The 11,134-nt window shown below is 62.9% G+C and carries 10 protein-coding genes; 8 read left to right on the forward strand and 2 right to left on the reverse strand.

The annotated features are described in order from the left end of the window. The 6 genes from ACFQ95_RS25775 to mnhG all read left to right on the forward strand — a co-directional run. On the forward strand, positions 1–2,469 hold a 2,469-nt coding region (locus tag ACFQ95_RS25775; protein WP_422835801.1), incomplete at its 5' end, for a monovalent cation/H+ antiporter subunit A. Then, positions 2,469–2,813 (forward strand): Na+/H+ antiporter subunit C, encoded by a 345-nt coding sequence (locus tag ACFQ95_RS25780; RefSeq protein WP_422835803.1) that lies wholly within the window; start codon positions 2,469–2,471, stop codon positions 2,811–2,813. The genes ACFQ95_RS25775 and ACFQ95_RS25780, both read left to right, overlap by 1 nt. Further along, entirely contained in the window at positions 2,810–4,546 is a 1,737-nt protein-coding gene (locus ACFQ95_RS25785; RefSeq protein ID WP_422835805.1) for a monovalent cation/H+ antiporter subunit D, read from the forward strand. The genes ACFQ95_RS25780 and ACFQ95_RS25785 overlap by 4 nt, the downstream gene beginning before the upstream one ends. After that, positions 4,543–5,031 (forward strand): Na+/H+ antiporter subunit E, encoded by a 489-nt coding sequence (locus ACFQ95_RS25790; protein WP_422835807.1) that lies wholly within the window; start codon positions 4,543–4,545, stop codon positions 5,029–5,031. The genes ACFQ95_RS25785 and ACFQ95_RS25790 overlap by 4 nt, the downstream gene beginning before the upstream one ends. Next, positions 5,028–5,306 (forward strand): K+/H+ antiporter subunit F, encoded by a 279-nt coding sequence (locus tag ACFQ95_RS25795; RefSeq protein ID WP_422835809.1) that lies wholly within the window; start codon positions 5,028–5,030, stop codon positions 5,304–5,306. The genes ACFQ95_RS25790 and ACFQ95_RS25795 overlap by 4 nt, the downstream gene beginning before the upstream one ends. Continuing rightward, positions 5,303–5,674 (forward strand): monovalent cation/H(+) antiporter subunit G, encoded by a 372-nt coding sequence (mnhG, locus tag ACFQ95_RS25800; protein WP_422835811.1) that lies wholly within the window; start codon positions 5,303–5,305, stop codon positions 5,672–5,674. Before ACFQ95_RS25795 ends, mnhG begins: the two co-directional genes overlap by 4 nt. Before the next feature lie 141 nt (positions 5,675–5,815). On the opposite strand, the gene ACFQ95_RS25805 is transcribed toward mnhG, so the two are convergent. Both ACFQ95_RS25805 and garD read right to left on the reverse strand, forming a co-directional pair. Further along, entirely contained in the window at positions 5,816–7,027 is a 1,212-nt protein-coding gene (locus ACFQ95_RS25805; RefSeq protein WP_422835813.1) for an MFS transporter, read from the reverse strand. A gap of 197 nt (positions 7,028–7,224) precedes the next feature. Next, the gene (gene garD, locus ACFQ95_RS25810) at positions 7,225–8,814 is read right to left on the reverse strand and encodes a galactarate dehydratase (protein WP_422835815.1); all 1,590 of its coding nucleotides are present in this window, start codon (positions 8,812–8,814) and stop codon (positions 7,225–7,227) included. A gap of 458 nt (positions 8,815–9,272) precedes the next feature. Between garD and ACFQ95_RS25815 the strand changes: the two genes are divergently transcribed. Further along, a complete protein-coding gene (locus tag ACFQ95_RS25815) occupies positions 9,273–10,793 on the forward strand; it encodes an acetyl-CoA hydrolase/transferase family protein (RefSeq protein WP_422835817.1) in 1,521 nt (506 codons plus the stop codon). A gap of 6 nt (positions 10,794–10,799) precedes the next feature. After that, positions 10,800–11,134, forward strand: a 335-nt coding sequence (locus ACFQ95_RS25820; RefSeq protein ID WP_422835818.1) for a bestrophin family ion channel, incomplete at its 3' end; no start/stop codon positions are given.

Below are 11,134 nucleotides of genomic sequence, written 5' to 3' on the forward strand. Positions count from 1 at the left end.
ACCGGCGCTGGCGGGCTTTGCCTGCTGGCCGGGGTGTTGATCCTTGGGCACATCGTGGGCAGCTATGCATTGGATGATGTTCTGGCCGCAGGCGAGTTGGTACGTGCCCACGCCTGGTATGTGCCTATGCTGGTGTTGGTGCTGCTGGGGGCCTTGACCAAAAGCGCGCAGTTTCCGTTTCAGTTCTGGTTGCCACACGCCATGGCCGCGCCCACGCCGGTCTCGGCCTATCTGCATTCAGCCACCATGGTCAAGGCAGGCGTTTTTTTGCTGGCGCGTTTTTGGCCGGTGCTCTCGGGCACTGAAGAGTGGTTTTGGATCGTCGGTGGCGCCGGGCTTTGCACGCTGCTGCTGGGCGCCTATGTGGCCATGTTCCAGAACGATCTCAAAGGCCTGCTGGCCTATTCGACCATTTCGCACCTGGGTTTGATCACCCTGCTGCTGGGCTTGAACAGCCCGCTGGCCGCGGTCGCGGCCGTGTTCCACATCATGAACCACGCCACCTTCAAGGCCTCGCTGTTCATGGCCGCGGGCATCATCGACCACGAAAGCGGCACGCGCGACATTCGGCGCCTGAGTGGCCTACGCCACATGATGCCCATCACCAGCACCTTGGCTATGGTGGCCGCCGCCGCGATGGCCGGTGTGCCTTTGCTCAATGGTTTTCTGTCCAAGGAAATGTTCTTTGCCGAAACCACCTTCATCAACGCCACGCCGGCGGTTGAATGGGGCCTGCCGATTGCCGCCACGCTGGCTGGCATGTTCAGCGTAGCCTATTCGCTGCGCTTCACGGTCGACGTATTCTTCGGCCCCGCGGCCACCGACCTTCCCAGCCAGCCACACGAACCACCACACTGGATGCGTGTGCCGGTCGAGTTACTCGTGCTGGCCTGCCTGGTGGTCGGTGTGATGCCAGGCTTGTCGGTAGGCGCGTTTCTCAACGCCGCGGCATGGCCGGTCGTGGCGGGACAGATGCCTGAATTCAGCCTGCACATCTGGCATGGCTTCAACCTGCCGTTTGTCATGAGCCTGGTGGCCATGGCTGGCGGCAGCGTCTTGTATTGGTTCCTGCGCCGCTTCCAGGGTGGCGGCTCACGCGCGCCATTGCTCGGACGCCTGGACGGTAAACGCATGTTCGAAGGCAGCATGACACTGCTCAGCCTGGCCGCCTGGCGCGGGCGACGCCTGCTCGGCACATTGCGCCTGCAGCCGCAGTTGTTTTTCCTGGTGGGTGTGGCGCTGCTTGTCGCCGTAGCGGCACTATGGGGCACTCAGTTGCAACCCGGCACCCGCGCACTCATGCCCTTGGCCCCGACCTTTGCGGTGCTGTGGGTCATAGGCATCATAGGCGCCATAGGCGCGGCCTGGATGGCCAAGTTCCACCGCCTCGCGGCGCTCACCATGATGAGCGTATCCGGCTTGGCCACCTGCATCACCTTTGTCTGGTTTTCAGCGCCCGATCTGGCACTGACCCAACTCGGCGTGGAAGTGGTCACTACCGTGCTGTTCCTGCTGGGTTTGCGCTGGTTGCCGATGCGGCGTGCGTTTGGGCAAAGCATGGCGCAGCGGGTACGCTCGCTGCCGCGCCGTGGCCGCGACCTGGCCATCGCCATCTGCGCTGGACTGGGCATGGCCACGCTGGCATTCGCCATGATGAGCCGCAGCATTCCCGACGGCATTTCCACCTTTTTCCTGGAGCGCGCGCAGAGTGAAGGCGGCGGCAGCAACGTGGTCAACGTGATGCTGGTGGACTTCCGCGGTTTCGACACCTTTGGCGAAATTGTCGTCGTCGCCATCGTCGCCCTCACCGTGTACGCATTGCTGCGCCGCTTCCGCCCGGCAGCCGAAACCATGCAGTTGCCACAGCAGCAACGGGCCCTAGAAAACATCCACAGCTCAGATTTGGTCAACCCACGCGACACCACCGCCGACACTGCCGTCGGTTATCTGATGGTGCCCGCCGTACTGGTGCGCCTGCTGCTGCCCCTGGCGGCCATGGTCTCGGTCTATTTGTTCATGCGTGGCCACAACGAACCCGGCGGCGGCTTTGTCGCCGGGCTGGTGATGTCGGTGGCTTTGCTGCTGCAGTACATCGTCTCCGGCACCCCGTGGGTCGAAGCCCACATGCACCTCGCGCCACGCCGCTGGATGGCCATGGGCATGTTGTGCGCACTCGCCACCGGCATGGGCTCGCTGGCCCTGGGCTACCCCTTCATGACCACCCACACGGCCCACCTGCACCTGCCCTGGCTGGGCGACGTGCACATCGCCAGTGCGCTGTTTTTTGACATCGGGGTGTTCACGCTGGTGGTGGGCGCCACCATCCTGATGCTGATTGCACTGGCCCACCAATCGGTACGTGCACACCGTCGGCTGGAGGCAGAAGAGGACGATGACGAGACCCCCACCATTGCGCTCACGCCCGGCAAGGCATTGAACACTCCTTCGGGCAGCGGAGGCGCACGCTGATGGAAATCATGCTGTCCCTGGCCATTGGTGTGCTCACCGGATCCGGCGTCTGGCTGCTGCTGCGCCCCCGTACTTTCCAGGTCATCCTGGGCCTGTCGTTGCTGTCGTACGCGGTCAACCTTTTCATCTTTTGTATGGGCCGCCTGTCGGTCAACCGCGAACCCATCATCGCCCCCGGCATACCGCTGGATCTGCTGCACTATGACGACCCCATTCCGCAAGCACTGGTGCTCACGGCCATCGTCATCAGCTTTGCCATGACCGCGCTGTTCCTGGTGGTGATGATGGCCTCGCGCGGCCTCTCTGGCTCCGACCATGTGGATGGCACGGAGGACAAGCCATGAGTGACTGGCTTCTCGCGCTGCTGCAACCCGGCCCGAACTGGATCATTGCGCCCATCCTGCTGCCGTTGCTGGCAGGCGCCGTCATCATGCTCATGCGTGAGGAACAGCGCAAGCTGAAAATCGGCGTGAACATTGGCGCCACGCTGCTTGGCTGGGTGGTGGCGCTGACCCTGCTGCTGTGGACCGACAAACAGAACGGCAGTGGCATAAATGGCGCCATAGGCATCTACCTGCCGGGCAACTGGCCCGCCCCCTTCGGCATTGTGCTGGCGGTAGACCGCCTTTCGGCCTTGATGCTGGTGCTGGGCTCCACCGTGGCGTTGGCATCGGTGGTGTTCGCCGCAGCCCGCTGGCATAAAGCGGGCGTGCACTTTCACCCCTTGTTCCAATTGCAGATCATGGGTTTGTCCGGCGCATTCCTGGCGGCCGATCTGTTCAACCTGTTCGTCTTCTTCGAGATCATGCTGTCGGCCTCCTATGGCCTGCTGCTGCATGGCTCTGGGCGGCAGCGTGTCAAGGCCAGCCTGCACTACATCGCCATCAACCTGGCAGCGTCGTCGCTGTTCCTGATAGGCGTGTCCATGCTGTATGGCATCACCGGCACCCTCAACATGGCCGACATGGCGGTGCGGATTCCCGAGGTTTCGCCGAGCGACCGTGGCCTGCTGCACGCCGCAGCCGCCATTCTGGGGGTGGCCTTCCTGGCCAAGGCGGCGGCCTGGCCGCTGAACTTCTGGCTGGTGCCCGCCTACAGCGCCGCCACCGCCCCGGTGGGCGCCTTGTTCGCCATCATGAGCAAGGTCGGCATCTACACCATTCTGCGTTTGTGGACCTTGCTGTTTTCGGCCCAGGCAGGCGCATCGGCAGACTTCGCCAGTGATTGGATCGTGGCCGGCGGATTGCTGACCCTGGGCTTCGGCGCCGTGGGCATGCTGGGCTCGCAAAAGCTAGGCAAGCTGACGGGCTACGCCATCATCACCTCTTCGGGCGCCTTGCTGGCCTCGATTGGCTTCGGCCAGGCCAACCTGGTGGCCGGCGCGCTGTATTACCTGCTGAGCTCCACCCTCGCCGCCAGCGCCATGTTCCTGATCACCGACCTGATCGAGCGTTGGCGCAATGCCGGCGCGAGCATTGCACCGCACGAGCAGAAGTTCGATGCACCGTTTCTCAGTCCCAACCTGCGCAGCAATGCCAAGTTCAACCTCGACGACGACGAAGAGGCCTTGATCGGCAAGCCCATTCCCAGCGCGGTGGCGTTTCTCGGCCTGGGTTTTCTGTGCTGCACGCTGCTGCTGTCGGGCTTGCCGCCGCTGTCGGGTTTTGTCGGCAAGTTCGCCATGCTGCATGCCTTGCTCAACCCCGAAGGCTTGGGGCACCCCGGCGGCGCCCCCCTCACCAGCGCGTGGCTGTTGATGGCTTTGCTGATCACCTCCGGCCTGTTTGGATTGATCGCGCTCACGCGCACCGGCATTCGCCATTTTTGGGCGGCCCATGACCGCAGTCCCCCGCAACTCGGACTGACCGAAGGTTTGCCCGTCGCGGCGCTGTTGCTGGCCTGCGTGGTGCTGTCCGTTCAAGCCGGTGCCGTGATGCGCTACACCCGAGACACCGCCAACGCATTGTTCACCCCCGCGCCCTACATCCAAGCGGTGATGACCGCCAAGACCGTGCCCGGCCTCACACAAAGTGCGCCCGCAGTAGACCTGTCGCAAACCGTGAAGGCCGCCCCATGAAGCGCCTGTTCCCCGCGCCCATCGTGTCGCTGATGTTGTTTGGCTTGTGGCTGCTGCTGAACCGCTCCCTCAGCCCTGGCAGCCTGCTGCTGGCGGCTGTTTTGGCCGTGGCGCTGCCAAGCTTGATCCAGAGCCTGCGGCCCACGCCCGTGCGTATACGCTACCCCTTGAAGCTGCTGCGCCTGGTGGTCATCGTGCTGATGGACACCGCCGTCTCCAACTACACCATGGCCAAGGCCCTGGTTTTCAAACGCTCCGATCAACTGCACTCCGAATTCATTCTGGTGCCGCTAGATCTGCGCGACCCGAATGGCCTGGCCGCATTGGCGGTGATCTGCACCTTCAACCCCGGCACGGTCTGGTCTGAACTCTCGCGCGACAGCAGCACCCTGCTTTTGCACGTGCTGCAAATGGGTGAGCCCGAGGCCTTCATCGCCGAATTCAAAACGCGCTACGAGCGCCCCTTGATGGAGATTTTTGAATGAGCTTACTGTTGTCGTGGTCGCTGCGCGCGGCCTTGTTCATGCTGGTCATCGCCATGGCGTTCACGCTGCTGCGTCTGCTCAAGGGCCCCTCCGCGCAAGACCGGATTCTGGCGCTCGACTGCATGTACATCAACGGCATGCTGGCGATGCTGATCCTGGGTATCTTCTACACCAGTGGGGTGTATTTCGAGGCGGCACTGCTGATTGGCATGTTCGGCTTTGTCGGCTCCATGGCCATGGCCAAGTTTGTGCTGCGCGGCGAGGTGATCGAATGACCGGCGCCGACTTCTCCCTGTGGGTGGATGCGCTGATCTCGCTGCTGGTCCTCGTAGGAGCCTTGCTGGCACTGATTGGCTCGGTCAACGTGTTGCGCCTGCCCACGTTCTTTCAACGGCTGCACGCTCCTGCCCTTGGTGCCACAGCAGGCTGCGCCTGTGTGGTGCTGGCCACGGTCACTTATTTTTCATTCAAGGAAGAGCAGTTCATTCCGCAGGCCATTGCCATCATCCTGTTCATGGCCCTGACCACACCCATGGTCACCATTTTCCTGATGCGTGCAGCCCTGTTTCGCGAGCGCCAGTCGAGCAACGCCAGTCTGCCGGCAGCGAACACCGCTGAAACCGACGACAACGAAGAAACCTGACAAGCTGTTGAAAAACGACTGCGGAGGCCATTTGCGGCGTTGCGCGGTGCTCGAAATCCTCACGTACCAGAAGTACGCTCCGGTTACTGCGCTCCGTGCGCCTTGCAACTGACCTTCCTCGCTACGTCTTTCAACAACCTGTCAAACCGCCACTGGCGACCGGCTTTGTGCCAGGGCGCGGGCACGCAGGCGGCTGAAGTTCAGCGCCACGGCCAAGGTGCCGACCCCGCCCACACACATCATCACGCCGGTGCCCCAGCGCGCCACCAGCACGCCGACCAGCGCCACGCCCGTGGCCTGGCCCAGAAAGAAACACGAGGCAAACGCCGACACCGCCGCCCCACGGCGCTCGGGCGCCATTTGGGTCGCGTTGATCTGCAGCGTGTTGTGCAGCATGTAGAACCCCAGCCCGCAGACAAAACACGCGGGAATGGCCCACCACCACACCGGCGCCAAGCCCACGGCCACAAGCGACAGCGCAATCAACACGCCGCCCCAGGCCGTCAGTCCGACTTCGCCCAGGCGGCGCACCAACGTACCTGAGAAAGCGGCAAACAACAGGCCACCAAAACCAAACAACATCACCATGGAACCCGCCGTGGACAGCGACACGCTGAACACACTGTGCAAGTGGGTGGCAATGAACGCGAACACGCCGTAGAGCAATGCACCTTCCAGAAACACCGACATCAACACCACCCGTGCCCACGGCTTGGCTAAAACCTGCGCAAACTCGCCCACCATGCGGCGCACGGCATTGCCTTGGCCAGGGCTGGTTTTGCGCGCCGACAGCGGAAGCCGCCGGTTCACCGCCAACAACACCAGGCTGATGAAGATGAAGGCCACACCAATGCCGAGGAAAGGCACACGCCAGCTCAAGTGGTCGGCCGTGAAACCGCCCACCCACACGCCTACCGACAAGCCCAGAATCTGCCCGCTCAAAAACCGCGCCAGCACCGGCTGCCGCTGCTCGTAAGGCACAACATCGCCAATCCAGGCCATAGACAAGGGAATCAATGCCGCTGCCGTGGCGCCGGCCAGCAAGCGCGCGCCCACCAACTGGTGGTAGTTCTGCGCCAGCCCGCACAACAATGACGTGACCGCACATGCCACCGCACCGCAGGCAATCACCCAATACTTGCCAAAGCGATCACCCACCGGGCCGAAGAACAGCTGCGCCAAACCGTAGGCCACCGAGAAGAAGGTGATGACCGCCGCCGCTTGCGCCAGCGATATGCCGAAATCGGTGGCAAAGCGCGGCAACAGTGCATCGGTCACACGCAATGAGATGCCGCTGGCAAACGCCGCCAACGACAAAGCCATGACCGCCCCCGCTGGAACGGGTTCGGGCATGGCTTGAGGTGTTTGTGTTGGGGCGGCTGACGAGGGTTGCGGTGTGCTCATGCAAGCATTGTCGTCAGCAGCGCGTTTTGCTGGCGGCACGGGGTGTAATACCCCGCGCGCATGACATTGAAACGTGGGAAGCTTGAGCGGCGATTTAAAAGTGCAGGTCGCGTTCAGGTGGCGTTCAGGTGGAACTCAGGTTGAACTCAGGTCACTGGCGCCGGGTTGAACAGCACCAGCGCGTTGTGCAGCTTCCACTGCTCGGCCCAGGTTTTCTTGCGGCCGCTGGCCACGTCCAGCATCAACTGGAACAGCTCCCAGCCGACCTCTTCAATCGTCTTCTCGCCGGTGGCGATGGTGCCGGCGTTCACGTCCATCAGGTCGTGCCAACGGCGCGCCAGATCGCTGCGTGTGGCCACCTTGATCACCGGCACTTGCGCCAGGCCATAAGGCGTGCCGCGGCCGGTGGTGAAGACGTGCAGGTTCATGCCGGCGGCCAACTGCAGCGTGCCGCAGATGAAGTCGCTGGCCGGCGTGGCGGCATAGGTCAGGCCCTTGGTCTTGAGCTTCTCGCCGGGCGAGATCACGCCGGTGATGGGCACCGAGCCAGACTTGACGATGGAGCCCATGGCCTTTTCCACGATGTTCGACAGCCCGCCCTTCTTGTTGCCTGGCGTGGTGTTGGCGCTGCGGTCCACGGCGCCACGCTTCAGATACGCGTCGTACCAGGCCATCTCGCGGATCATGCCCTCGGCCACTTCTGGCGTGCTGGCACGCGAGGTCAGTTGGTCAATGCCGTCGCGCACTTCGGTGGTTTCCGAGAACATCACGCTCGCACCTGCACGCACCAGCAAGTCCGTGCAGTAACCCACCGCAGGGTTGGCCGTCACGCCGGAGAACGCATCGCTGCCGCCGCACTGCACACCCACCACCAGGGCGCTGGCGGGCACGGTCTGGCGACGGCGGGCGTTCAAGCGCTCCAGGTGCACTTCGGCCTGGCGCATGATGGAATCGACCATGGACATGAAGCCGACATGAGCCTCGTCCTGCAGGCACACCACGTCCAGCTTGGCCTCGGCGCTTTCGCCCACGTCGGCCACATTGCGCTCGTCCACAATCGCAAAGCTGCCGGGCGGCAAAAGGCGCTCGGGCTGCAGCTTCTCGCAACCCAGGCTCACCACCATCACCTCGCCGCCAAAGTTGGGGTTCAGGCTGATGTTGCGCAGCGTGCGGATGGGGATGATGGCGTCGGGCGCGTCGATCGCCACGCCGCAGCCATAGGTGTGCTCCAGCGCCACCACGTCGTCCACATTGGGAAAGCGTGGCAGCAGCTCGGACTTGATGCGCTGCACGGCGAACTCGGTCACGCCGGCCACACACTGCACCGACTGGGTAATGGCCAGGATGTTGCGTGTGCCCACAGAACCATCGGGGTTCACAAAACCTTCAAACGTGTAGCCCTCCAGCGCGGGCAGCGGCTCGGGTTTGACGGTGGCGATCGGCAGATTGTCCAGTTCGCGCGCATCAGGCATTTTCAGCAGGCGCTCGTGCACCCAGCTGCCGGCAGGAATGTCTTTCAGCGCGTAGCCAATCGGCACGTTGTAGCGGCGAATGGCGCTGTCGGCGGGCAGGTCCACCAGCGCCACCTTGTGGCCTTGGGGCACGTGGTCGCGCAGCGTCAGACCAGAGGGAAACACCGTGCCGGCAGGCAAACCACCGTCGTTGGCCACGATGGCCACGTTGTCGGCCTCGTGCATGCGGATGAACAGCGGCGCTCTCGAAAGGGGGGCGGACATGGCGGAGATCCTTTGACCTGTGGGATGTTTTGAGTAATTGTTCAGCGGGCCGTCCCGGCAGTGCAAATAGATCTGCAGCGTGTTGTCTCCGCTGGTCATCAGTTGTCCGACGACCGGTCAAAATGATGCCGTAAATACAAAGTCCCGTCAAGCCAGTGGAATCTGAACGCCTAGAAGATCAACCCCTCTAGGCCTTAGGCTTTTTAAGCCTTCCAGGCACTACAGATCTGCGTGAGAAGCTCCTCTTTTTGAAGCACCACATTGACCTGCGCTTGGGTCTGGAGAAAAAGTAAAGACGCGCCAACACATCGGCCCCCAAACCCGTAAACCGTTTGTATGGCCACGCTGCAGCAGCGCCATCGCGGCCGCTGGGTGTCGCCAAAATTCAGGGTTTACCCTTAATTAAAGCACATCGACTGCTAGAATTTCTGGCTGCACCTGTCACCCGGAGCCCTCTCATGTCTGTCGCCGACCGCATACGCAACCCCGCCCTTTTGTCTCGTGTGATGTCTGCCGATGACGCCGCGGCCCTCATCCCCGCCGGTGCCAACGTCGGCATGAGCGGCTTCACTGGCGCGGGTTACCCCAAGGCCTTGCCACAAGCGCTGGCCCGGCGCATCGAAAGCCTGCATGCAGCAGGTGAAAAGTTTCGCATCAATGTGTGGACCGGCGCCTCCACCGCCCCCGAGCTCGATGGCGCGCTGGCCAAGGTCGACGCGATGGAAACACGCCTGCCGTTCCAGTCAGACCCGGTGTGCCGGCAGAAGATCAACAACGGAGACATGCACTTCATCGACATGCATTTGTCGCACGTGGCACAACACGTGTGGTTTGGCTTTCTCGGCAAGCTCGATGTAGCGGTGATCGAGGTGGTGGGCATACTGCCCGATGGCCGGCTCATCCCGTCCATGGCCATAGGCAACAACAAGACCTGGCTGGACCAGGCCGACAAGGTGATCCTGGAAGTGAACACCTTGCAGCCCGAAAGCCTGGAGGGCATGCACGACGTGTATTACGGCACCGACCTGCCGCCGCGCCGCGTGCCGATTCCGCTGCTGCACCCCAACGACCGCATAGGCGAGCCCTACCTGCATTGCGACCCCGACAAAATCGTCGCCATCATCGGCACCCACCAGACCGACCGCAATTCCGGTTTTGCCGCGCCCGACGTGGTGTCGAACCTGATCGCCCAGCACATCATCGACTTCCTGCAGCACGAGGTGAAAACCGGCCGCCTGCCGCCACACCTGCTGCCCCTGCAGTCGGGCGTGGGCAACGTGGCCAATGCGGTGCTGGCTGGCCTGAACAATGGCCCGTTCGAGCAGCTCACCGGTTTCACCGAAGTGCTGCAGGACGGCATGCTGGACCTGCTGCGCTCGGGCAAGATGGTCTCGGCCTCGGCCACGGCCATCTCGCTCAGTGCCGAGGCCCTGGCCGACTTCAGCGCCAACATCGACTACTACCGCAAACGCATCGTGCTGCGCCCGCAAGAGATCAGCAACCACCCCGAGCTGGTGCGGCGCCTGGGCGTAATCGGCATGAACGCCATGATAGAGGCCGACATCTACGGCAACGTCAACTCCACACACATCATGGGCTCCGGCATGATGAACGGCATTGGCGGCTCGGGCGACTTTGCGCGCAACTGCTACCTGTCGTTCTTCGTCACACCGTCGCTGGCCAAGGGTGGCACCATTTCCAGCATCGTGCCCATGGTCTCGCATGTGGACCACACCGAACACGACGTACAGGTCATCGTCACCGAACACGGCCTGGCCGACCTGCGCGGCCTGTCGCCACGCCAGCGCGCGGTGAGCATCATCCACAACTGTGCGCACCCGAAGTTTCGCGATGCCCTGCTGGACTACACGGCACGCGCCTGGCGCAATGCGCCGGCGCGGCACACGCCGCACCTGCTGGACGAAGCGCTGAGCTGGCACACACGTTACCTGCGCACCGGCAATATGTCGGCTCCATAATCGCCCATGATTGTTCGAGACCGGCCTTCGGGCCTGCGCATGTTCCTGCTCATCAAGGGCTCGGTGCTGCACCAGATCCGCGGCGTGCTGCTAGTCAACATCCTGCTGGCCACACTGGTCACGCTCACCCATGGCGGCGCGTCGTTCAGCCACAAGATCACACTCACCGCCATTCCGTTCACGCTGATTGGCCTGCCGCTGGCCATCTTTCTCGGCTTTCGCAACACCGCCGCCTACGACCGTTATTGGGAGGCGCGCAAACTCTGGGGCGAGTTGCTGCTGCGTTGCCGCAACCTGTCGCGCCAATGCCAGAGCCTGATTGCGCTACCGACACCGGTTCA

This window comes from Variovorax sp. HJSM1_2 (assembly GCF_049316285.1).
Taxonomy (GTDB): domain Bacteria; phylum Pseudomonadota; class Gammaproteobacteria; order Burkholderiales; family Burkholderiaceae_C; genus Rhodoferax_B.

What these genes read in the sequence shown, in the direction of transcription:
- ACFQ95_RS25785 (WP_422835805.1), top strand. Translation starts at nt 2,810, where the DNA reads ATGAGTGACTGGCTTCTCGCGCTGCTGCAACCCGGCCCGAACTGGATC.
- ACFQ95_RS25790 (WP_422835807.1), top strand. Translation starts at nt 4,543, where the DNA reads ATGAAGCGCCTGTTCCCCGCGCCCATCGTGTCGCTGATGTTGTTTGGC.
- ACFQ95_RS25805 (WP_422835813.1), bottom strand. Translation starts at nt 7,027, where the DNA reads ATGCCCGAACCCGTTCCAGCGGGGGCGGTCATGGCTTTGTCGTTGGCG.
- ACFQ95_RS25795 (WP_422835809.1), top strand. Translation starts at nt 5,028, where the DNA reads ATGAGCTTACTGTTGTCGTGGTCGCTGCGCGCGGCCTTGTTCATGCTG.
- garD (WP_422835815.1), bottom strand. Translation starts at nt 8,814, where the DNA reads ATGTCCGCCCCCCTTTCGAGAGCGCCGCTGTTCATCCGCATGCACGAG.
- ACFQ95_RS25815 (WP_422835817.1), top strand. Translation starts at nt 9,273, where the DNA reads ATGTCTGTCGCCGACCGCATACGCAACCCCGCCCTTTTGTCTCGTGTG.
- mnhG (WP_422835811.1), top strand. Translation starts at nt 5,303, where the DNA reads ATGACCGGCGCCGACTTCTCCCTGTGGGTGGATGCGCTGATCTCGCTG.
- ACFQ95_RS25780 (WP_422835803.1), top strand. Translation starts at nt 2,469, where the DNA reads ATGGAAATCATGCTGTCCCTGGCCATTGGTGTGCTCACCGGATCCGGC.